This is a genomic window from Kitasatospora sp. NPDC127067 (genome assembly GCF_042724755.1).
In the GTDB taxonomy this organism is placed as follows: domain Bacteria; phylum Actinomycetota; class Actinomycetes; order Streptomycetales; family Streptomycetaceae; genus Kitasatospora; species Kitasatospora lactacystinica.
In genome coordinates, this window is the sequence record NZ_JBHXEM010000003.1 from 125,362 (window position 1) to 148,044 (window position 22,683).

The window sequence follows — 22,683 nt, forward strand, 5'->3', positions numbered from 1 at the left end:
CCAACGTCGAACTCGGACTGCCGGCACTGCCGGCCGCACCGTACCCCGAGGAGGTGCACGCCAGGCTGGCCGCCGACTCCGCCGAGCTGATCGCCCGCTACCCGCAGCCACGCTCGGCGCTGCTGCCGCTGCTGCACCTGGTGCAGGCCGAGGAGGGTTTCGTCAGCCCGACCGGGATCCGCTTCTGCGCCGAACAGCTGGACCTCACCACCGCCGAGGTCACCGCGGTCGCGACCTTCTACACCATGTACCGGCGCCGCCCGGCCGGGAAGTACCACGTCGGGGTCTGCACCAACACCCTGTGCGCGGTGCTCGGCGGCGACCAGATCTTCGCCGAGCTCCAGGAGCACCTGGGTGTCCGCAACAACGAGACCACCGAGGACGGCGAGGTCTCGATCGAGCACATCGAGTGCAACGCGGCCTGCGACTACGCGCCCGTGGTGATGGTCAACTGGGAGTTCTTCGACAACCAGACCCCGGAGAGCGCCCGGCAGCTGGTCGACGACCTGCGTGCCGGCCGTGAGGTCCGGCCCACCCGCGGCGCCCGGCTGTGCGGCTTCAAGGAGACCGCCCGGATCCTGGCCGGCTTCCCGGACGAGCGCCCGGGCGCCAACGACGAGTCCGGAGCCGGGGGCGCGCCGTCCCTGGCCGGTCTACGGCTGGCCCGCGGCGAGGCGCTGCCCGGCACCGCCGGCACCAAGGTGGTCTCCCCCCGCCCCGCGTCCCCCCGCCACGAGGGCAGCGGCCCGGCGAACAACGGCCAGGCAAGCACCGGCCAGGCGAACAACGGCCCGGCAAGCAACGGCCAGGCAAGCAACCCCCAGGCGGGCAACAGCCAGACGAACAACGGCCAGGTGGGCAAGGGCCAGGAAGGGAGCGAAGCGTGATGACCTCCGCCGAGCCGGCCGAGAAGCTGCTCACCCCGGTCCTGTCCGACTCCTGGGACGACAGCCGCCCCTGGACGCTCGACACCTACCGCCGCCACCACGGCTACGAGGGCCTCAAGGCGGCCCTCGCCATGCCGCCGGACGACGTGATCGCCCTGGTCAAGGAAGCCGGCCTGCGCGGCCGCGGCGGTGCCGGCTTCCCGACCGGCATGAAGTGGCAGTTCATCCCGCAGAACGACGGCAAGCCGCACTACCTGGTGGTCAACGCGGACGAGTCCGAGCCGGGCACCTGCAAGGACATCCCGCTGCTGTTCGCCAACCCGCACGTGCTGATCGAGGGCATGATCATCGCCTCCTACGCGATCCGCTGCGACCACGCCTTCATCTACCTGCGCGGCGAGGTCGTCCCGGTGCTGCGCCGGCTGCACGCGGCCGTCGCCGAGGCGTACGGGGCCGGGCTGCTGGGCCGGAACATCCTCGGCTCGGGGATCGACCTCGACATCACCGTGCACGCCGGGGCCGGCGCCTACATCTGCGGCGAGGAGACGGCGCTGCTGGACTCGCTGGAGGGCCGCCGCGGCCAGCCGAGGCTGCGGCCCCCGTTCCCGGCGATCGCCGGCCTGTACGCCTGCCCGACGGTGGTCAACAACGTCGAGTCGATCGCCTCGGTGCCGCCGATCCTGTCCCGCGGCAAGGAGTGGTTCAAGGCCCTGGGCACCGAGAAGTCCCCCGGCTTCACGCTCTACTCGCTCTCCGGCCACGTCACCAACCCCGGCCAGTACGAGGCCCCGCTCGGCATCACGCTGCGCCAGCTGCTCGACCTCAGTGGCGGCATCCGCCCAGGGCACCGGCTGAAGTTCTGGACCCCGGGCGGCTCCTCCACCCCGATGTTCACCGACGAGCACCTCGACGTCCCGCTGGACTACGAGGGCGTCGGCGCGGCCGGCTCGATGCTCGGCACCAAGGCGCTCCAGGTCTTCGACGAGACCACCTGCGTGGTGCGGGCCGTCACCCGCTGGACGGAGTTCTACGCCCACGAGTCCTGCGGCAAGTGCACCCCCTGCCGCGAGGGCACCTACTGGCTGGTCCAGCTGCTGCAGCGGATCGAGGCGGGCGAGGGCGTCGACGGGGACCTGGAGAAGCTCCTCGACATCGCCGACAACATCAACGGCAAGTCCTTCTGCGCCCTGGGCGACGGCGCGGCCAGCCCGATCGTCTCCTCGCTCCAGCACTTCCGGGCCGAGTACGAGCAGCACCTGGCCGAGCGCCGCTGCCCGTTCGACCCGGCCGCCTCCACCGTCTGGGCCGACGGCCCCCGCCCCGGCCACCAGTCCGCCACCGAAAGGGAGGTGCACGCGTGACGATCACAGAGCCAACCGCCTCCGAGACCGCGGTCGAACTGGTCACGCTCACCGTCGACGGCGTCGAAGTGCGGGTCCCCAAGGGAACGTTGGTGATCAGGGCCGCCGAGACCATCGGCACCCAGATCCCGCGCTTCTGCGACCACCCGCTGCTCGATCCGGCCGGCGCCTGCCGTCAGTGCATCGTCGAGATCGAGGGCCAGCGCAAGCCGGTCGCCTCCTGCACCGTTCCGGTGGCCGAGGGCATGGTGGTGCGCACCCAGCTCAGCTCGCCGGTGGCCGAGAAGGCCCAGCGCGGCGTGATGGAGCTGCTGCTGATCAACCACCCGCTGGACTGCCCGGTCTGCGACAAGGGCGGCGAGTGCCCGCTGCAGAACCAGGCGATGACCAGCGGCGCCGCCGATTCCCGCTTCGAGGGGATGAAGCGCACCTACGAGAAGCCGGTGCCGATCAGCAGCCAGGTGCTGCTGGACCGCGAGCGCTGCGTGCTGTGCGCGCGCTGCACCCGCTTCTCGCAGCAGATCGCCGGGGACCCGTTCATCGACCTGGTGGAGCGCGGGGCACTGCAGCAGGTCGGCACCGGCGAGGGCGACGACTTCGAGTCGTACTTCTCCGGGAACACCATCCAGATCTGCCCGGTGGGCGCGTTGACCTCGGCGGCGTACCGGTTCCGCTCGCGCCCCTTCGACCTGGTCTCCTCGCCGAGCGTGTGCGAGCACTGCGCCTCGGGCTGCGCGCAGCGCACCGATCACCGGCGCGGCAAGGTGCTGCGCCGGCTGGCGGGCGAGGACCCGGCGGTGAACGAGGAGTGGAACTGCGACAAGGGCCGCTTCGCCTTCCGCTACGCCCAGCAGCGCGACCGGCTGACCACCCCGCTGGTGCGGGTGGACGGTGAGCTGGTGCCGGCCTCCTGGCCGGAGGCGCTGGCCCGGGCGGCCGAGGGGCTGCGCGGGGCCCGGACCGGGGTGCTGGCCGGCGGCCGGGTGACGGTCGAGGACGCCTACGCGTACGGGAAGTTCGCGCGGGTGGTGCTCGGCACCAACGACGTGGACTTCCGGGCCCGACCGCACAGCGGTGAGGAGGCGGACTTCCTGGCCGCGGCGGTGGCCGGGCGGGGCGTCGACGTGAACGGCGCCGGCGTGGCGTACGAGGACCTCGACCGGGCGCCGGCGGTGCTGCTGGCGGGCTTCGAGCCGGAGGAGGAGTCGCCGATCGTCTTCCTGCGGTTGCGCAAGGCGACCAGGGCGACGGGCCTGAAGGTGTTCTCGGTGGCCGCGTTCGGTTCCCGGGGCCTGGCGAAGCTGCGCGGCGCGCTGCTGCCGGCCGCCCCCGGCACCGAGCCGGAGTGGTTCGCGGCGCTGGCGGCGGACGAGCCGCTGAACGACGACGCGGGCCGGGCGGCGGAACTGCTGCGCGCCCCGGGTGCGGTGATCCTGGTGGGCGAGCGGCTGGCCGCCGTCCCGGGCGGGCCGACGGCGGTGCTGCGCCTGGCGCACGCGACCGGCGCCAGGCTCGCCTGGGTGCCGCGCCGGGCCGGTGAGCGCGGGGCCGTGGAGGCGGGCGCGCTGCCGGGCCTGCTGCCCGGCGGCCGTCCGGTGGCCGCCGCGGCGGCCCGGGCGGAGGCGGCCGAGCTGTGGGGCGGGGCCGAGCTGCCGTCCCGGCCGGGCCGGGACACCGACGGGATCCTGGCGGCGGTCGTGGCCGGAGAGCTGGACGCGCTGCTGGTCGGCGGCGTGGACCCGGACGACCTGCCGGACCCCGCGCTGGCCGACGAGGCGCTGGCGGCGGTGCCGTTCCTGGTGTCGTTGGAACTGCGGCCCTCGGCGGTGACGGCGCGCGCCGACGTGGTGCTGCCGGTGGCTGCGGCGGCGGAGAAGGCCGGCACCTTCCTGGACTGGGAGGGCCGGGTGCGGATGTTCGAGGCCGCGCTCAAGCCGGACCAGCAGATGGGCCGTCACCTTCAGTCGGACCTGCGGGTGCTGAGCATGCTGGCGGACGCGTTGGGCGGGCGGCTGGGACTGCCGGACGTCCGGGCGGCCCGGCTGGAGCTGGACCGCTTCGCCCCCTGGGAGGGCGACCGCACGGCCGACCCGGCGGCTCACCCCGGCCCGCTGCCCCGGCCGGCCGCCGGCCAGGCGGTGCTGGCGGGTTGGCGCCTGCTGCTGGACAACGGCGCGCTGCAGCAGGGGGATCCGCACCTGGCGGGCACCCGGCACCGGGCGGTGGCCCGGATCTCGGCGGAGACGGCCAAGGAGATCGGCGCGGAGGCGGCCGGGGCCCTGCGGCTGACCGGCCCGGCCGGATCGCTGACCCTGCCGCTGGAGGTCACCGACTCGATCCCGGACCGCACGGTCTGGGTCCCGCTCGGCTCCACTCCGGGCGGTGCCCCGCGCGCGCTCGGCACCACCGTCGGCCACCTGGTCACGATCGCCGCGGCCGAGGCGGAGCCCGAGCCCGCGGTCGAGGCCGATCCCGGCCCGACGACACAGGACGGGGCGGCACCGGACGGGGCGGCACCGGACGGGGCGACACCCGACCGGGCGGCGCAGGACGAGCAGGAACAGGACGAGTCGGCCCAGGCGCAGGCCCAGGCCGGTTCGACCGTGGACGGGACCGCGGGAGAAGGGGAGGACCGATGACTCCGCAGCCGTACGAGACGCTCCACTTCTTCGGGCAGGACCCGTGGTGGCTGGTGCTGCTGAAGGCGGTGTTCTGCTTCGCCTTCCTGGTCCTGACGGTGCTGATCGCGATCGTCTGGGAGCGCAAGGTGGTGGCCTGGATGCAGCTGCGCATCGGGCCCAACCGGCACGGCCCGTGGGGCATGCTGCAGTCGCTGGCGGACGGCGTGAAGCTGGCGCTGAAGGAAGACCTGGTGGTCAAGGGCTCGGACAAGGTGGTCTACATCCTGGCCCCGATCGTCTGCGCCATCCCCGCGTTCATGGCCTTCGCGGTGATCCCGTTCGGCCCGGCCGGCAACGAGGTGTCGATCTTCGGCACTCGCACGCCGCTCCAGCTGACGGACTTCCCGGTGGCGTTGCTGTACGTCCTGGCGACGGCCGCGGTGGGCATCTACGGCATCGTGCTGGCGGGCTGGTCCTCGGGTTCGACGTACCCGCTGCTGGGCGGGCTGCGCTCGTCCGCGCAGATGATCAGCTACGAGATCGCGATGGGCCTGTCCTTCGCGGCGGTGTTCATCTACTCGGGTTCGATGTCGACCTCGGAGATCGTGGCGCACCAGCAGCCGACGTGGTTCGCGGCGCTGCTGCCGGTGTCGTTCATCGTCTACATCATCGCGATGGTCGGCGAGACCAACCGGGCGCCGTTCGACCTCCCGGAGGCCGAGGGCGAGCTGGTCGGCGGCTTCAACACCGAGTACTCCTCGCTGAAGTTCGCGATGTTCATGCTGGCCGAGTACGTGAACATGGTGACGGTCTCGGCGGTGGCCTCGACCCTCTTCCTGGGCGGCTGGCGGGCCCCGTGGCCGGTGTCGACGTTCTGGGAGGGCGCCAACCACGGCTGGTGGCCGATGCTGTGGATCACGCTGAAGATCCAGTTGCTGCTGTTCTTCTTCATCTGGCTGCGCGGCACGCTGCCCCGGTTCCGCTACGACCAGTTCATGAAGCTGGGCTGGAAGGTGCTGATCCCGGTCTCGCTGGTGTGGCTGGTGCTGATCGCGAGCGTGCGGGCGCTGCGCAACGAGGGCTACGACTTCGGCGAGGTGGTGCTGTACGTGGGCGCGCCGGTCGGCGTGATCCTGCTGCTGGCGCTGCTGCGGGACTTCCTGAGGAAGCAGCCCGAACCCGAGGTCACTCCGCCCGCCGATTTCGACCCGATGGCGGGCGGCTATCCGGTCCCGCCGCTGCCCGGCCAGGTGCTCCCGCCGGTGCCGCGCCGGCGCAGCCGCGCCCCGAAGCAACTCCAGGACGCCCTCAACGGGGCCGACCATTCCGAAGGGAGCTGAACCGAGATGTCCGACCAGTCCGATCGTACGGGCCGCTCCGAACGGGCCGACCGTCCGTCGATCCTCGGCCCGGCCGCCGGCTTCGGCGTGACCTTCAAGGCCATGTTCAAGAAGCGGCTCACCGAGCAGTACCCGGAGCAGAAGAAGCCCACCGCTCCGCGCTTCCACGGCCGCCACCAGCTGAACCGGCACCCGGACGGCCTGGAGAAGTGCGTCGGCTGCGAGCTGTGCGCGTGGGCCTGCCCGGCCGACGCGATCTACGTGGAGGGCGCGGACAACCGGGACGAGGAGCGCTACTCCCCGGGTGAGCGCTACGGCGTGGTGTACCAGATCAACTACGCCCGTTGCATCCTGTGCGGGCTGTGCATCGAGGCCTGCCCGACCCGGGCGCTGACCATGACCAACGAGTACGAGCTGGCCGACTCCTCCCGGCGGGACCTGATCTTCACCAAGGAGCAGCTGCTGGTGGGCCTGTCCGAGGGCATGGTCGACACCCCGCACGCGATCTTCCCGGGCACCGACGAGGGCGCGTACTACCGGGGCGAGATCACCGCGGCGGCGCCGGGCACGGTCCAGCAGGAGCGCACCGACCGGGACCGGGAGGTGCAGCAGTGATCGCGCGGCTGGCGGAAGCGACCGGGACGACCTCGACGGGTGAGGCCGTCCAGTTCTGGGTGCTCGCGGTGATCGCGGTCGGCGGTGCGCTCGGCATGGTGCTGATGCGCAAGGCCGTGCACAGTGCGCTCTGCCTGGCGGCCACCATGCTGGCGCTGGCGGTCTGTTACATGGCCCAGGGCGCGGTGTTCCTGGGCGTGGTGCAGATCGTGGTCTACACCGGCGCGATCATGATGCTGTTCCTGTTCGTGGTGATGCTGGTCGGTGTCACCAGCGAGGATTCGCTGAAGGAGCAGCTGAAGGGCCAGCGGTTCGCCGCGGCGCTGTGCGGGCTGGGCTTCGGCGTGCTGCTGATCGCCGGGATCGCCAACGCGAAGCTGGACCACTTCACCGGGTTGTCCGAGGCGAACGCCGAGGGCAACGTGCCGGGCCTGGCCCGGCTGATCTTCACCCGGTACGTGTGGGCCTTCGAGGTCACCGGCGCGCTGCTGATCACCGCGGCGATCGGCGCGATGGTGCTGACCCACCGGGAGCACGTGAAGGCGCCGAAGACGCAGCGCGAGCTGGCGGCGCAGCGGATCATGGACAACATCCAGCTGCCGCCGCTGCCGGCGCCGGGCGTGTACGCGCGGCACAACGCGGTGGACGTCCCGGCGCTGCTGCCGGACGGCACGATCGCCGAGGACTCGGTGATGGCGACGCTGCGCGAGCGCGGCCAGGTCCGGGACGTCAGCCAGGCGATGCTGCAGCGGATGGCGGAGCTGGAGAACAGCACGGCGGACTGGTTGGGCCGTCCGTCCTCGGAGCGGCCGGCGGTGACGGCCCCGCGCAAGTCGCTGGAGCCGGTGCCGGCGAACGGCGAGCCGGTGCCGGCGAACAACGTGGAGCACCCGGCCGGCGAGGAGGGCGCGGAGTGAACCCGGTCAACTACCTCTACCTGTCGGCCCTGTTGTTCACCATCGGCGCGGCCGGGGTGCTGATCCGGCGCAACGCGATCGTGCTGTTCATGTGCGTGGAGCTGATGCTGAACGCCTCGAACCTCGCCCTGGTGACCTTCTCCCGGCTGCACGGGACCCTGGACGGCCAGATCATCGCGTTCTTCACGATGGTGGTGGCGGCGGCCGAGGTCGTGGTCGGCCTCGCCATCATCGTCTCCATCTTCCGGACCAGGCACTCCGCTTCGGTCGACGACAGCAACCTGATGAAGCTGTAGGCGGAGGACCTTCGGTGAACTCTCTCATTCCGCTGCTGGTGGCGGCTCCACTGGCCGGTGCCGCCCTGCTGCTGCTCGGCGGCCGGGTGCTGGACCGCTACGGCCACTGGCTGGCCACCGCGCTCGCTGCGCTCTCGTTCGGCTTCGGCCTGGCCCTGTTCTCGTCCATGCTCGGCCGTGACGCCGAGAACCGGGCGCTCACCGTGCACCTGTTCAGCTGGATCCCGGTGAACGGCTTCCAGGCCGACTTCTCCTTCCTGCTCGACCAGCTGTCGATGACCTTCGTCCTGCTGATCACCGGCGTCGGCACGCTGATCCACCTCTACTCGGTGGGCTACATGGCGCACGACGAGCGCCGGCGCCGTTTCTTCGCGTACCTGAACCTTTTCCTGGCCGCCATGCTGCTGCTGGTGGTCGCGGACAACTACCTGCTGCTGTACTTCGGCTGGGAGGGCGTGGGCCTGGCCTCGTACCTCCTGATCGGCTTCTGGCAGCACAAGCCGAGCGCGGCGACGGCGGCGAAGAAGGCCTTCATCGTCAACCGGGTCGGCGACATCGGCCTGTCCGTCGCGATCATGCTGATGTTCGCGGAGTTCGGCTCCTTCGCCTTCGGCCCCGTCTTCGGCGGTGCGCACGAGGCGAGCGAGGGCAAGCTGACGGCGATCGGTCTGATGCTGCTGCTGGCGGCCTGCGGCAAGTCGGCCCAGGTGCCTCTGCAGTCCTGGCTGGGGGACGCGATGGAGGGCCCGACTCCGGTGTCGGCGCTGATCCACGCGGCCACCATGGTGACCGCGGGCGTCTACCTGATCACCCGTTCCTCGGCGATCTTCGACCTGGCGCCGGACGCGCAGACCGCCGTGGTGGTGGTCGGCGCGGTCACGCTGCTGTTCGGTGCGATCGTCGGTTGCGCCAAGGACGACATCAAGAAGGCGTTGGCCGGCTCGACCATGTCGCAGATCGGCTACATGGTGCTGGCGGCCGGGCTCGGTCCGATCGGCTACGTCTTCGCGATCATGCACCTGGTGACCCACGGCTTCTTCAAGGCCGGGCTGTTCCTCGGCGCCGGGTCGGTCATGCACGGCATGAACGACGAGGTGAACATGCGTCACTACGGCGGCCTGCGCAAGTACATGCCGGTCACCTTCGTCACCTTCGGCCTCGGCTACCTGGCGATCATCGGCTTCCCCGGCCTGTCCGGTTTCTTCTCCAAGGACAAGATCATCGAGGCGGCCTTCGCCAAGGGCGGCACCGAGGGCTGGATCCTCGGGCTGTGCACGCTGGTCGGCGCGGCGATCACCGCGTTCTACATGACCCGGGTGATGGTGCTGACGTTCTTCGGCGAGAAGCGCTGGCAGCCGGCCGGTGGCACCGGCGGCTCCGCCGCGGGGGAGGGCGACCTGCCGCACCCGCACGAGTCGCCCAGGACCATGACGATCCCGATGGTCCTGCTGGCCTTCGGCTCGGTGTTCGCGGGCGGGCTGTTCGCCTTCAACGACTCCTTCCTGAAGTGGCTGGAGCCGGTCACCGGGTACGAGGAGGGCAACTCCCCGCTCGCCCCGCTGACCGTCACCCTGCTGACCACGGCCTGCATGCTGGCCGGCGTCGGCCTCGCCTACCTGATGTACGGGCGCTCGCCCGTCCCTGTGGTGCCGCCGGTCGGCTCCCCGCTCACCCGGGCCGCCCGCCGGGACCTGCTGCAGGACGACTTCAACCACGCGGTGCTGGTGCGGCCGGGCTCGGCGCTCGCCGCGGCGCTGGTCTTCTTCGACAGCCGCGGCCTGGACGGCGTGGTCAACGGCCTGGCCGCCGCGATCGGCGGGCTCTCCGGCCGGCTGCGGCGGATCCAGAACGGCTACGTCCGCTCCTACGCGCTCTCCATGTTCGGCGGCACGCTGGTGCTGGTCGCCACGACTCTCCTGATGAGGTCCACGTGATGACTCGTCCTGATATCCGTTGGGAGGGCAGGCCATGAGTGAGCGCAGCGAACGAACCGTCAAGCGGTGCGCGCGGACGGACGCCCCTGCCGGGCGCGGCGAGGTGGGCGCATGAGCGTCCTCCTGACCGCCACCTGCGCCGTGCCGGCGGCCGGCGCGGTGCTGACCGCGGCGCTGCCCGCCGGGTCCTCCGAGAGCCGGCGCCGGAACACCAAGGCCGTGGCGCTGGGCGTCTCGGCCGTCACCCTGGTGCTGGCCGCCGTGGTGGCGACCCGGTTCGACCCCCAGGGCGCCCGCTTCCAGTTGAACGAGTCGTACAGCTGGATCCGCTCCTTCGGCATCACCTTCTCGCTCGGCGTGGACGGCATCGGCGCGGTGCTCGCCCTGCTCACCGCCGTCCTCGTGCCGTTGGTGATCCTCGCCTCCTGGCACGACGCCGATCCGGGGCCGGCCGGTCCCGACGGCACCTTCGAGAACAGCAGGAGGACCCAGGGCTTCTTCGCCCTGATCCTGGCGGTGGAGGCGATGGTGGTCGTCTCCTTCTACGCCACCGACGTCTTCGTCTTCTACGTGTTCTTCGAAGCCATGCTGATCCCGATGTACTTCCTGATCGGCGGCTTCGGCGACCGGGCGGGCGGCCCCGAGTCGGCGCGTCAGCGCTCCTACGCGGCCGTGAAGTTCCTGCTCTACAACCTGCTCGGCGGCCTGGTGATGCTGGCGGCCGTGATCGGCCTGTACGTGATCGCGCAGGACCAGGGCTTCGGCACCTTCGACCTGCCGACGCTGACCTCGGCGATCGCCGACGGCCGGCTCCAGCTGACCGGCACCGCCGAGAAGGCGCTGTTCCTGGGCTTCTTCTTCGCCTTCGCGGTGAAGGCCCCGCTGTGGCCGTTGCACACCTGGCTGCCGAACGCGATGGGCGAGTCCACCGCCGGCACCGCGGTGCTGATCACCGCCGTGGTGGACAAGGTCGGCACCTTCGCGATGCTGCGCTTCTGCCTCGGGCTGTTCCCGGACGCCTCGAAGACCTTCGCCCCGGCGATCCTGGTCCTCGCGCTGATCGGGATCGTCTACGGCGCGCTGCTGGCGGTCGGGCAGAAGGACATCAAGCGCCTGGTGGCGTACGCCTCGATCTCGCACTTCGGCTTCATCATCATGGGCATCTTCGCGCTGACCAGCCAGGGCCAGAGCGGCGCCACCCTCTACATGGTCAACCACGGCCTGTCCACGGCGGCGTGGATGCTGGTGGCCGGCTTCCTGATCTCCCGTCGCGGTTCGCGGCTGATCGCCGACTACGGCGGTGTGCAGAAGGTCGCCCCGGTGCTCGCCGGGACGTTCCTGATCGGCAGTCTGGCCACCCTGTCGCTGCCCGGGCTCGCCCCCTTCGTCAGCGAGTTCCTGGTGCTCGTGGGCACCTTCACCCGCTACCCGGCGATCGGCGTCGTGGCCACCTTCGGCATCGTGCTGGCCGCGCTGTACGCCCTGCTGCTGTACCAGCGCACCATGACCGGCCCGGTGAAGGACGGGGTGCGCACGATGCCCGACCTCAAGGCCCGGGAACTCGCCGTGGTCGGCCCGCTGGTGGCGCTGACCATCCTGCTCGGCGTCTACCCCAAGCCGCTCACCGACCTGGTCAACCCCTCGGTGAACGCGACGCTCTCGCAGATCCACCAGACCGACCCGGCGCCGGCCCACCCGGTCGCCGCCACCTCAGGAGGTGAGCAGAAGTGAGCGCCACCGCGATGCTCGCCGCCGCGGGCGGCAACACCCCCAGCATTCCGGCGCCGCACATCGAGTACGGCCAGCTCTCGCCGATGCTCGTGGTGTTCGCCGCCGCCGTGGCCGGCGTCCTGGTGGAGGCCTTCGTGCCCCGCCGGTACCGGCACTGGACCCAGGTGACGCTCGCGCTGGCCGGGCTGGTCGGCGCCTTCGTCGCCGTGGTGGTGCTGGCCGTGCAGAGCCACGGCTTCACCCGGATCGACCTGCTGGCCATGGAGTCGGTCGCGATGGACGGCCCGGCACTGTTCCTCCAGGGCGTGATCCTGCTGGCCTCCGTGGTCGCGGTGCTCACCTACGCCGAGCGCAGGCTGGAGCCGAAGGCCGGCGGCCTGCCCGCCGACGCCTTCGCCTCCCAGGCCGCCGCCACCCCCGGCGGCGAGCAGGAGCGGGCCGCGGTCCGGGCCGGCTTCGCCACCACCGAGGTCTTCCCGCTCACCATGTTCGCGGTCGGCGGCATGCTGCTGTTCCCCGCCGCCAACGACCTGCTGACCATGTTCGTGGCGCTGGAGGTCTTCTCGCTGCCGCTGTACCTGCTGTGCGCGCTGGCCCGGCGCCGCCGGCTGCTCTCCCAGGAGGCGGCGGTCAAGTACTTCCTGCTCGGCGCCTTCGCCTCGGCGTTCTTCCTCTTCGGCACCGCGCTGCTGTACGGCTACGCGGGCAGCGTGAAGCTCGGGGACATCGGGGACGTCATCTCCGGCAAGGCGATGACCACCCCCGCGCAGCTGAGCACCACCCAGAGCGACGCGCTGGTGCTGACCGGCCTGGCGATGCTCGCGGTCGGCCTGCTGTTCAAGGTCGCCGCGGTCCCCTTCCACTCCTGGACCCCGGACGTCTACCAGGGCGCGCCGACCCCGGTGACCGGCTTCATGGCGGCGGCCACCAAGGTCGCGGCGTTCGGGGCCTTCCTGCGGCTGTTCTACGTGGCCTTCCCGGGCCTGCGGCTGGACTGGCGGCCGGTGATGTGGGGCGTGGCGATCCTCACCATGGTGGTGGGCGCGGTGCTCGCGGTGACCCAGCAGGACGTCAAGCGCCTGCTGGCGTACTCCTCGATCGCGCACGCCGGGTTCATCCTGACCGGCGTGATCGCCGTCAACAAGCAGGGCATCTCCTCGGTGCTGTTCTACCTGTTGTCGTACTCCTTCGTGACGCTCGGCGCGTTCGCCGTGGTCACCCTGGTGCGCGACTCCAAGGGCGAGGCGACCCACCTGTCCAGCTGGGCCGGGCTCGGGCGGCGCTCGCCGCTGGTGGCGGCGGTGTTCGCGCTGTTCCTGCTGGCCTTCGCCGGGATTCCGCTGACCTCCGGCTTCACCGGGAAGTTCGCGGTCTTCCAGGCGGCGGCCAGCGGCGGGGCGACCCCGCTGGTGGTCGTCGGTGTGCTGAGCTCGGCGGTGGCCGCGTTCTTCTACATCCGGGTGATCGTGCTGATGTTCTTCTCGGACCCGCAGCCGGGCGGCCCCACGGTGGCGATCCCGAGCGCCTTCACGGCGACCGCGATCGGGGTGGGGGTGCTGGTCACACTGGGTCTCGGGCTGCTCCCGCAGTACTTCCTCGACCTGGCGTCCAAGGCCTCGCTGTTCGTGCGCTGATCCTGGCGTCCACCGCCTCCGACCAGGGCCCCGTCCGGGCCGCGCCCAGTCCGCGCGGCCCGGACGGGTCTTTGTCGGGAGCCGGGGCCGGGGGAGTCCCGAGGACTCTCCCACCTTTATTTCCAGCCGAATTCGCCCCCACCGCCGTCCGGCCCGCACAGCCGCCCTGACCAGGGCATCAGGCCCGATCATGACAGGATCCGCACGCCCGTGCAGTGATCCACTCACGACCGGATACCCTGCCTGTATGGCCAGCGGCGGCACTCAGGGACCAGGCCGCTAGATCGACCAGGGACAGAGGAGTGGTCTTCGTGACCGTCGTGGAACCCTTCGGGCTCAGCGTGCAGGACCGCGACCTGACCCGGGATGTCCAGGCCGGACTGGACGCGGTGGAGGCGGCGCTCGGCGAGGCCGTCAAGTGCGACGTCCCGTTCATCACCGTCACCGCCAGTCACCTCCTCGAAGCCGGCGGCAAGCGCTTCCGTCCGCTGCTCCTGCTGCTGGCCGCCCAGTTCGGCGACCCGGGGGCGCCCGGTGTGGTGCCCGCCGCCGTGGTGGTCGAGCTGACCCACCTGGCCACGCTGTACCACGACGACGTGATGGACGAGGCGCCGGTGCGCCGGGGTGCCCCGAGCGCCAACTCCCGCTGGGACAACTCGGTCGCGATCCTCACCGGCGACTTCCTGTTCTCCCGCGCCTCCCAGGTGCTCGCCGACCTCGGCCCGGAGGCCGTGCGGATGCAGGCCGAGGCCTTCGAGCGGCTGGTGACCGGTCAGATCCTGGAGACCCGCGGCCCCGGTCAGGACATGGACCCGCTGCTGCACTACCTGGACGTCCTGGAGGGCAAGACCGGCTCGCTGATCGCCGTCTCCTGCCGGATAGGAGCGCTGATGGCCGGTGCCGAGCGCGAGCTGGTGGAGACCCTCGGCGAGTTCGGCGAGCGGATCGGCATCGCCTTCCAGCTGGCCGACGACGTGCTCGACATCGCCAGTGACGGCCACGAGTCCGGCAAGACCCCCGGTACCGACCTGCGCGAGGGCGTGCCGACGCTGCCGACCCTGCTGCTGCAGCAGATGCCCGTCGACCCGGCCGACCCGGCCGACGCCCGGCTGCGTGAACTGCTCGACCAGGACCTCTCCGACGACGACCTGCACGCCGAGGCGCTGCGTCTGCTGCGCGCCCACCCGGCGCTGGAGCGCGCCCGCGCCGAGACCCTGCGCCGGGCCGAGGAGGCCAGGGCGCTGCTGGCCCCGCTGCCGGACTGCGCCGCCAAGGCCGCCCTGGAGGGGCTCTGCGACGCGGTGGCGATCCGCACCATGTGAGCCCCCCGGGCTCGTCCGGGCCGGGCCGCGGTGCGGCCGGGCCCGGCCCCCCAGCGCGGTGACTCCGGGATGGGGGAGACTGACTCCCGTCAGCACACGCCTGCCGGGAAGGTCGTTATGCGTCGCGTCGTCATCGCCGAGGACTCCGTACTTCTGAGGGAGGGACTGACCCGGCTGCTCACCGATCGCGGCATGGAGGTCGTCGCCGGGGTCGGGGACGGCGAGGCCCTGGTGAAGACCATCCACGACCTGGCGGCGGCCGACGCCCTGCCGGACGTCGTGGTCTCCGACGTGCGGATGCCGCCGAGCCACACCGACGAGGGGCTGCGGGCCTGCGTGGAGCTGCGCGGCCGTTACCCGCAGCTGGGTGTGCTGGTGCTGTCGCAGTTCGTGGAGGAGCGCTACGCCTCCGAGCTGCTGGCCGGTTCCACCCGGGGCGTCGGCTACCTGCTCAAGGACCGGGTCGCCGAGGTGCGCGAGTTCGCCGACGCGGTGGTCCGGGTCGCCGACGGCGGCACGGCGCTGGACCCTGAGGTGGTGCAGCAGCTCCTCAGCCGCAGCCGCAAGGGCGACGTTCTGGCCAATCTCACGCCGCGCGAGCGCGAGGTGCTCGGGCTGATGGCGGAGGGCCGCACCAACGCGGCGGTGGCCAGGCAGCTGGTGGTCTCCGACGGCGCGGTGGAGAAGCACGTCAGCAACATCTTCCTCAAGCTGGGGCTGGCTCAGAGCTCGGAGGACCACCGCCGGGTGCTGGCTGTGCTCACCTACCTCAACTCCTGACGCCCCGGCTCCGTCGCCCGGGCTCCCCGGGGGCGCGCCCCCGGGGAGCGCATCTCGGCCATGCGCCTGAGAGGTGCTCGCGTCCGCCCGCCCGAGCCGGAATGATCTCCGGCGGGCGGGCGTTGTTGCTCATGTGCGGTATGGCCGCGGGCCGGTGAAATTGCTGCCGTGGTTCCGGCCGCCGTCGTGTCGGCCCGCATAGGATGCGAGAGGTGCACCAGGCGGACGGGGCACGGGGCCGCGCCCGCGGTGGTGTGCCCACGAGGAGGTCCGCGGCAGTGACCAGTCAGGTCGATCAGTCAGAGGCAGTGGACGGCCCGGACGGCGACGAGGCCCGCGCCGGAAACGGCGACGCGCGCTCGGGTGCGGCCGCTCCCGCCGGACCGCCCGCCCCGGGCGGCCCTCCGGTGAAGCCGGGCAAGCCCATCCGCAGACTCGATCGGGTGATCATTCGCTTCGCCGGCGACTCCGGTGACGGCATGCAGCTGACCGGTGACCGGTTCACCTCGGAGACGGCGTCCTTCGGCAACGACCTGTCGACGCTGCCGAACTTCCCGGCCGAGATCCGGGCGCCCGCCGGCACCCTGCCGGGCGTCTCCTCCTTCCAGCTGCACTTCGCGGACCACGACATCCTGACCCCGGGCGACGCCCCGAACGTGCTGGTCGCGATGAACCCGGCCGCGCTGAAGGCGAACCTGCCGGACCTGCCGCGCGGCGCCGAGATCATCGTCAACACCGACGAGTTCACCAAGCGCGCGCTGGCCAAGGTCGGTTACCCGGCGGACCCGCTGACCGACGGTTCGCTGGACGGCTTCCACCTGCACAAGGTGCCGCTGACCGCGCTGACCCTGGAGGCGCTCAAGGACAGCGGCCTGGCCCGCAAGGACGCGGAGCGGGCGAAGAACATGTTCGCCCTGGGCCTGCTGTCCTGGATGTACCACCGGCCCACGCACGGGACGGAGTCGTTCCTGCGCACCAAGTTCGCCAAGAAGCCGCAGATCGCCGAGGCGAACATCAGCGCCTTCCGGGCGGGCTGGAACTTCGGCGAGACCACGGAGTCCTTCGCGGTCTCCTACGAGGTGCCGCCGGCCAGGCTCCCGGCCGGGCGCTACCGCAACATCTCCGGCAACCTCGCGCTGTCCTACGGGCTGATCGCCGCCGCGAAGCGCTCCGGCCTGCCGCTGTACCTGGGCTCGTACCCGATCACCCCGGCCTCGGACGTGCTGCACGAGCTGAGCCGGCACAAGAACTTCGGGGTGCGCACCTTCCAGGCGGAGGACGAGATCGCCGGCGTCGGTGCCGCGCTCGGGGCCGCCTTCGGCGGGGCGCTCGGGGTGACCACCACCTCCGGGCCGGGGGTCGCGCTGAAGTCGGAGGCGATCGGCCTGGCCGTCTCGCTCGAACTGCCGCTGCTGATCGTGGACATCCAGCGCGGCGGCCCGTCCACCGGCCTGCCGACCAAGACCGAGCAGGCGGACCTGCTGCAGGCGATGTTCGGCCGCAACGGCGAGGCGCCGGTGCCGATCGTCGCCCCGGCCACGCCCGCGGAGTGCTTCGACGCGGCGCTGGAGGCGGCCCGGATCGCGGTCACCTACCGCACCCCGGTGTTCCTGCTCTCGGACGGCTACCTGGCCAACGGCTCGGAGCCCTGGCGGATCCCCGCCGTTGACGAACTGCCTGAGATCGACCCGCAGTTCGCCACCGGCCCGAACCGCGAGGACGGCGCCTTCTGGCCGTACCTGCGCGATCCGCGGACGCTGGCCAGGCCCTGGGCGGTGCCCGGCACGCCCGGCCTGGAGCACCGGATCGGCGGCATCGAGAAGCAGGACGGCACCGGCAACATCTCCTACGACCCGGCCAACCACGACTTCATGGTCCGCACCCGGCAGGCCAAGATCGACGGCATCACGGTGAAGCCGGTCGAGGTGGACGACCCGACCGGCGACGCCCGGGTGCTGGTGATCGGCTGGGGTTCGACCTACGGGCCGATCACCGCCGCGGTGCGCCGGGTGCGCGCGGACGGCGGCGAGGTCGCCCAGACGCACCTGCGCAACCTCAACCCGTTCCCGGCCAACCTGGGCTCGGTGCTACGGAGTTACGAGAAGATCATCGTGCCCGAGATGAACCTGGGGCAGCTGGCCCTGCTGCTGCGGGCGAAGTACCTGGTGGACGCCGAGTCCTACAACCAGGTGCGCGGGCTGCCGTTCAAGGCCGCCCAGTTGGCGGACGTGCTGTGGGCCGCGATCGGCACCCTGGACGAGGAGGACCACCGATGAGCGAGCACGCCTTCCCGTCCCTGAAGCTGGTGCCCAAGGCCGAAGGGCCGCAGAGCGCCCGGGACTTCAAGACCGACCAGGAGGTGCGCTGGTGCCCCGGCTGCGGGGACTACGCGATCCTGGCGGCGGTGCAGTCCTTCATGCCGGAGCTGGGCATCAAGCGCGAGAACACGGTATTCGTCTCGGGCATCGGCTGCTCCTCGCGCTTCCCGTACTACATGAACACCTACGGGGTGCACTCGATCCACGGTCGGGCGCCGGCGATCGCGACCGGGCTGGCCACCGCGCGCCAGGACCTGAGCGTCTGGGTGGTGACGGGCGACGGCGACGCGCTGTCGATCGGCGGCAACCACCTGATCCACGCCCTGCGGCGGAACGTCAATCTGAAGATCCTGCTGTTCAACAACCGTATCTACGGCCTCACCAAGGGCCAGTACTCACCGACCAGCGAGGTCGGCAAGATCACCAAGTCCACCCCGATGGGCTCGCTGGACGCGCCGTTCAACCCGCTGTCGCTGGCGATCGGCGCCGAGGCCACCTTCGTCGCGCGCACCATCGACTCGGACCGCCAGCACCTCCAGTCGGTGCTGCGGGCGGCCGCCGAGCACCGGGGCACGGCGCTGGTGGAGATCTACCAGAACTGCAACATCTTCAACGACGGCGCCTTCGAGGTGCTGAAGGACCCCGGCAGCCGGGACGAGGCGCTGATCCGGCTGGAGCACGGGCGGCCCGTCCGCTTCGGCGCGGACCTGGCGAACGGCGTCTTCCGGGGGCCGGACGGCGAGCTGTTCACCGCCCCGGTCACGGCGGAGAACGAGGCGGACGTCCTGGTCCACGACGCGCACGCGGCCGGCCCCGCCGCCGCCTTCGCGCTCTCCCGGATCGCTGACGCGGACACCCTGCACCACACCCCGATCGGCGTGCTGCGCAGCGTCGAACGGCCGGTCTACGACGAGCTGATGGCGGACCAGCTGGCCACGGCCGCCACTCAGCGCGGCGAGGGCGACCTGGCCGCGCTGCTCGCCGGCAACGACACCTGGACGGTGGACTGACCGCCCCGCCGTCCGGTCCGAGCGAGCGGCGCCCCCTGTCCCGGCCGGGACAGGGGGCGCCGTTGTCATTTCCTGTCGCTCGTCATTTCCTGTCGCTCGTCGTGGCCCACCGCTCGTCGTTGTCTACTGCTCGGCCCACTCGACCAGCTCGACCACCACGCCGTTCGGGTCGCTGACCTGGAAGAGCTTCTCGCCCCAGGGCTCCTCGCGCAGCGGGAGGGTGATCGTGACGCCCTCGGCGCGCAGCCGCCGTTCCTCGGCGGCGATGTCCTGGACGACGAACGCCAGGATCACGCCGTCCGCGATCCGGTGGCGCTGCTCCTCCGGCAGGACTTCGAGGCCGCGCCGCAGGTAGACGACGTTGACCCCGCCGCCCGGGTGTCCGAGCGAGACGAAGCCGTCGGCCGACATCTCCTCGGTGTAGCCGAAGTGCCGCTGGAGGAAGGCGGCGGAAGTGGTGACGTCCTCGACGGTCAGGGAGACGGCGGTCCTGGTGATCTGCAAGGCGGAGAACCCTTTCGTCGGCGTTCGGGCGTTATCCCGTACGCAGTACACTATACATAGTACGGAGAATTGCGCCAGGGGTTTCCGCGAGGACCCCTCCGGGCCGGAACGGCCGAGGGAGGCTCCCCGGGCGGGGAGCCTCCCTCGGACGGCCGATGCGGAGCGGGTCAGTAGACGCAGGGGATGCCGCCGTCGGCCTGGGCGTCGACGGCGGGGCCCTGCATGGGCAGATTGGCGGCCGGGTCGGCCGGGGCGCCGCCCGCGGGGGTGGCGGGTTCGTCGGCGGCGACGCCGGTGAAGGTGGTGCCGAGGGTGACGACGACGTGGTCGGCGGCGGCGCTCGCGGACTCGGTGGCCGTCACGCCGTAGCGGGCCGCGATCTGCTCGGCGGCTTCCTTGGCGCCCTTGCCGTAGACGACCGTGGTGGTCTTCGGCCGGGTGCCGGCCGACCCGGTGCGGCCCTCCTTGAAGCCCAGGCCCGCCAGGGCCTTGGCCTCGGCGGCGGAGGTCACGCCCGCGGCGGAGGAGGCGTTGAAGACGTCGACCGTGACGGGCCTGGCGGAGGTCGCGGTCGGGGTCGGCGTCGGTGCCGCGGTCGGCTGGGCCGGTGCGGGGGCCGCCCCCGCGGCCGGGTCGGCCGGGGCCGGCGCCGCGGCGGCGTCGGCGTAGCCGAAGAGCTGCTTGACCACCTTCTGGACCTTCGCCGGGGTCACCAGATTGACGTCCTGGCCGTTCCTGGTGCCGAACCCGTCGAAGGTCAGGGTGTTGAACTCGACGTTGCCGCCGGTGAGGTTGGGGGCCTGCTGGGCGAAGTCGAGCACGTTCCACTCGTTGTCGATCACCAGGTCCTTCTGCATGACGCCCATCAGCTCCTGCATCTTGCCGAGGTCGCCGATGACGCCCTTCTGCTTGAGGTTGTGCACGACCGAGGAGATGAAGGCCTGCTGGCGGTGGGTGCGGGCGAAGTCGCCGGAGTTGCCGTCCGGGCCGTCGAGGTTGTGGCGCTGGCGGACGAAGGACAGCGCCTGCGAGGCGTTGAGCTTGTTGACGCCCTTGTGGAAGTCGGCACCCGAGCCCTGGCCCTCCATGGCCGGGTCCCTGGTGTCGTGGGTGAGGCAGACCTCGATCGGCTGGAGGGCCTTGGCGATGTCGTAGAAGCCCATCAGGTTGACCTCGGCGATGTGGTCGATGGGCTGGTCGAGGAACTTCTGCACGGTGCGGATGGTGGCCGCGCGGCCGATGTCCCGGCCGGCCTTCTCCAGGTCGGCGCCCTTGAGGCCCTTGGCGCGCAGGCCCGCGTCGGCCTTGTCCTTGGCCGCGCCGTAGGCCTCCTTGATCTTGGCCATGCCCAGCTGGGAGCCGTCGGCGCCGTAGGTCATCACATAGTCGTCGCGGGGTATCGAGACGGCCTGCACCTTGCCGCCGTTCGCCGGGATGTGCAGCAGGATCAGGGAGTTGGTGTTGTAGCCGCCGATGTCGGAGCTGTGGCCGGCGTGCAGTTCGTCCTGGACGAACTCGGGCGGCAGGTCCGTGCCGTCCATGTTCTTGCGGCTGTCCAGGCCGATCAGCAGCAGGTTGACCGAGTTGTCGAGGTGCTTGGGCGCGTCCTTCTTGGTCTCGGCGATGACGCCGGAGGTGGTCATCCCGTCGGTGAGCTGCTTGTACTCGTACCAGACCACCCCGCTGGCGGCGAACACCGCGAACCCCACGGTGCAGGCCACCACCCGGCCCGCGATCAGCACGGGGGAGGAGCGGCGGGCCGCGGCGCGTCCGTCGGTTCCGGCGTTGTCAGCCATGCTGCCTCCTCCTCGCCCGGACCAGCCGGAACGCGATCACGACGACGGCCGCGACAGCGGCCTCGGCCATCACGGGAAAGCCGTGCACCACCCACTTGGCGGCGCCGGTGGCCAGGGCCTTGCCCTGGTACCGGTCGCGGTGGGCGACCAGCTCGACGGCGGCCGTCACCCCCAGGACGACCAGCGGCGAGGCGGCGAGCACCCACCACCAGCCGTTGCGCCCGCTCAGCGCCGCCGCCAGACCGGTGCCGAGCACCGCGGCCACCGCGAAGGCCAGGCCCATCCCGGGGCCGGAGAGTTCGTCGACCGCCGCGCCGGCCAGCGGCAGTCCGACGGCGAGCGCCACCGGCAGCGCGGGACCGCCGGGCAGGGGGCGTATGTGTCCGGCGGGTCCGTCCGCCGCCCGTCGGCGCGCCCGCTTGTCGGCCGACCGTCCTCGTTGCCCCGCCACGCCCTCACCCCGGTGTTCCCGTGCTCCGCGCGCCACGGTGGCGCCTGCGCCGCGTGCCGACCGTCCGGTTCGTCCGGTCCCGGGCCGGTCCTCGTCCGGGCCGTGGGCCCGTCGTCCGTCGTTCCGGAACTCTGTTCGTGGCGCTGCCAGTTCCGGACGCCGGTTTCCGGCCGGCCGGTTCCCGCCCGGCCGCCCGTGATCGGGGGAGGCGCTTCCGTATCACCTCTACACGGGTGTAGAAGTCGTACGCAGCATAGAGCACACGTGTTCGGCGGCAAGTCCGGGTTCGCCGTGATCCGGATAAACTACACCGGGTAGTTTCTGAGCGGCCGGCCGATGCGCCGGCGGAAGAGGAGAGGGCCGTGGCGACGACGGGCGGAGCGGGGCGGCCGGAGAAGCGCAAGGCGATCACGCAGGCCGCGACGGCGGTGTTCGGGCGCGAGGGGTACGTCCGGGCCAGCATGGACGCGATCGCGGCCGAGGCCGGGGTGTCCAAGCGGACGGTCTACAACCACTTCGCCGACAAGGAGACCCTCTTCCTGTCGGTGGCCCTGCAGAACTCGGCGGAACTGACCGAACGCATCCGGGAGTTGATGGCGAAGTACCTCGACCGGGTGGTGGAGCTGCGCCAGGACCTGATCGACTTCGCCGTCCAGCGGGCCCGCGCCGTCCTGTCCGCCGGGGAACACGGGGCGCTCGGCCGGGCGATCCGGGCCGAAGTGGCCAACATCCCGGCGGACGTCCTGGAGGCCTGGCTGGAGGCCGGGCCGATCGCCTCCCAGCGCGACCTCGCGCAGCACTTCGCCGCGCTCGCCGAGCGCGGGCTCCTCACGGTAGAGGACGCCGCGCTGGCCGCCGAGCAGTTCACGCTGCTGACCTTCCACGGCATCGCCGAGCGCTCCTTCTGGGGCGCCCTCCCGGTGGCGGACGAGGAGGTCGAGCGGATCGCGGCGGCCGGTGTGGACGCCTTCCTGCGGATCCACGGCGCGTCGTCGGCGGCGTCGTCGCCGACGGCACGGGGCTGACGGCACGGGGCTGGGCAGGTCCGGGCGGGGCGGCCAGTTGCCGCCCCGGCCGGGGCAGAACGGCAAGACCACGATATGGGCGCCCGGCACAGTGGGTGCCGCCCGGCCCAGAGCCCCCGCCCCGGCCGGGGGGGGCGGGCC

At 71.7% G+C, this 22,683-nt stretch carries 17 protein-coding genes and 1 pseudogene; 15 read left to right on the forward strand and 3 right to left on the reverse strand.

Annotation, left to right across the window (positions count from 1 at the left end):
• The first annotated feature begins 17 nt into the window (after window positions 1-17).
• The 14 genes and pseudogenes from nuoE (at window position 18) to ACFWJ4_RS02515 (ending at window position 18,766) form a co-directional block, all read left to right on the forward strand.
• Window positions 18-887: an NADH-quinone oxidoreductase subunit NuoE gene (gene nuoE / locus ACFWJ4_RS02450; protein ID WP_380538481.1), complete on the forward strand. Its 870-nt coding sequence runs from the start codon at window positions 18-20 to the stop codon at window positions 885-887.
• Entirely contained in the window at window positions 887-2,248 is a 1,362-nt protein-coding gene (gene nuoF / locus ACFWJ4_RS02455) for an NADH-quinone oxidoreductase subunit NuoF (RefSeq protein ID WP_380538438.1), read from the forward strand. The genes nuoE and nuoF overlap by 1 nt, the downstream gene beginning before the upstream one ends.
• Window positions 2,245-4,686: pseudogene (locus tag ACFWJ4_RS02460) on the forward strand (NADH-quinone oxidoreductase subunit G); the annotation flags it as partial. The gene nuoF and the pseudogene ACFWJ4_RS02460, both read left to right, overlap by 4 nt.
• 197 nt (window positions 4,687-4,883) lie before the next feature.
• Entirely contained in the window at window positions 4,884-6,209 is a 1,326-nt protein-coding gene (gene nuoH / locus ACFWJ4_RS02465; protein WP_380538440.1) for an NADH-quinone oxidoreductase subunit NuoH, read from the forward strand.
• Between the two features lie 6 nt (window positions 6,210-6,215).
• Window positions 6,216-6,824: an NADH-quinone oxidoreductase subunit NuoI gene (nuoI, locus tag ACFWJ4_RS02470; protein ID WP_380538442.1), complete on the forward strand. Its 609-nt coding sequence runs from the start codon at window positions 6,216-6,218 to the stop codon at window positions 6,822-6,824.
• A complete protein-coding gene (locus tag ACFWJ4_RS02475) occupies window positions 6,824-7,741 on the forward strand; it encodes an NADH-quinone oxidoreductase subunit J (RefSeq protein ID WP_380538483.1) in 918 nt (305 codons plus the stop codon). The genes nuoI and ACFWJ4_RS02475 overlap by 1 nt, the downstream gene beginning before the upstream one ends.
• On the forward strand, window positions 7,738-8,037 hold the full coding sequence (gene nuoK, locus ACFWJ4_RS02480) for an NADH-quinone oxidoreductase subunit NuoK (protein WP_195911268.1): 300 nt from the start codon (window positions 7,738-7,740) through the stop codon (window positions 8,035-8,037). Before ACFWJ4_RS02475 ends, nuoK begins: the two co-directional genes overlap by 4 nt.
• Before the next feature lie 14 nt (window positions 8,038-8,051).
• The gene (gene nuoL / locus ACFWJ4_RS02485; protein ID WP_380538443.1) at window positions 8,052-9,971 is read left to right on the forward strand and encodes an NADH-quinone oxidoreductase subunit L; all 1,920 of its coding nucleotides are present in this window, start codon (window positions 8,052-8,054) and stop codon (window positions 9,969-9,971) included.
• A gap of 111 nt (window positions 9,972-10,082) precedes the next feature.
• Window positions 10,083-11,702, forward strand: a complete 1,620-nt coding sequence (locus ACFWJ4_RS02490; protein ID WP_380538445.1) for an NADH-quinone oxidoreductase subunit M — start codon at window positions 10,083-10,085, stop codon at window positions 11,700-11,702.
• A gap of 11 nt (window positions 11,703-11,713) precedes the next feature.
• Entirely contained in the window at window positions 11,714-13,336 is a 1,623-nt protein-coding gene (gene nuoN, locus ACFWJ4_RS02495; protein ID WP_380538485.1) for an NADH-quinone oxidoreductase subunit NuoN, read from the forward strand.
• Window positions 13,337-13,647: 311 nt separating this feature from the next.
• Window positions 13,648-14,658: a polyprenyl synthetase family protein gene (locus ACFWJ4_RS02500; RefSeq protein ID WP_380538447.1), complete on the forward strand. Its 1,011-nt coding sequence runs from the start codon at window positions 13,648-13,650 to the stop codon at window positions 14,656-14,658.
• A 117-nt stretch (window positions 14,659-14,775) separates the two neighbouring features.
• The gene (locus tag ACFWJ4_RS02505; protein WP_380538449.1) at window positions 14,776-15,438 is read left to right on the forward strand and encodes a response regulator; all 663 of its coding nucleotides are present in this window, start codon (window positions 14,776-14,778) and stop codon (window positions 15,436-15,438) included.
• Between the two features lie 278 nt (window positions 15,439-15,716).
• Window positions 15,717-17,714, forward strand: a complete 1,998-nt coding sequence (locus ACFWJ4_RS02510; RefSeq protein WP_380351861.1) for a 2-oxoacid:acceptor oxidoreductase subunit alpha — start codon at window positions 15,717-15,719, stop codon at window positions 17,712-17,714.
• Complete coding sequence (locus ACFWJ4_RS02515; RefSeq protein WP_380538451.1) at window positions 17,711-18,766, forward strand: 2-oxoacid:ferredoxin oxidoreductase subunit beta; 1,056 nt, start codon at window positions 17,711-17,713, stop codon at window positions 18,764-18,766. The genes ACFWJ4_RS02510 and ACFWJ4_RS02515 overlap by 4 nt, the downstream gene beginning before the upstream one ends.
• A gap of 123 nt (window positions 18,767-18,889) precedes the next feature.
• Here ACFWJ4_RS02515 and ACFWJ4_RS02520 read toward each other — a convergent pair whose 3' ends face one another.
• From ACFWJ4_RS02520 to ACFWJ4_RS02530, 3 genes are all read right to left on the reverse strand, one after another.
• On the reverse strand, window positions 18,890-19,270 hold the full coding sequence (locus tag ACFWJ4_RS02520) for a VOC family protein (RefSeq protein ID WP_380538453.1): 381 nt from the start codon (window positions 19,268-19,270) through the stop codon (window positions 18,890-18,892).
• Window positions 19,271-19,437: 167 nt separating this feature from the next.
• Window positions 19,438-21,066, reverse strand: a complete 1,629-nt coding sequence (locus ACFWJ4_RS02525; RefSeq protein ID WP_380538455.1) for an LCP family protein — start codon at window positions 21,064-21,066, stop codon at window positions 19,438-19,440.
• A complete protein-coding gene (locus tag ACFWJ4_RS02530) occupies window positions 21,059-21,517 on the reverse strand; it encodes a DUF6542 domain-containing protein (protein ID WP_380538457.1) in 459 nt (152 codons plus the stop codon). The genes ACFWJ4_RS02525 and ACFWJ4_RS02530 overlap by 8 nt, the downstream gene beginning before the upstream one ends.
• A 362-nt stretch (window positions 21,518-21,879) precedes the next feature.
• Between ACFWJ4_RS02530 and ACFWJ4_RS02535 the strand changes: the two genes are divergently transcribed.
• Window positions 21,880-22,542: a TetR/AcrR family transcriptional regulator gene (locus ACFWJ4_RS02535; protein WP_380538459.1), complete on the forward strand. Its 663-nt coding sequence runs from the start codon at window positions 21,880-21,882 to the stop codon at window positions 22,540-22,542.
• Window positions 22,543-22,683: the final 141 nt, after the last annotated feature.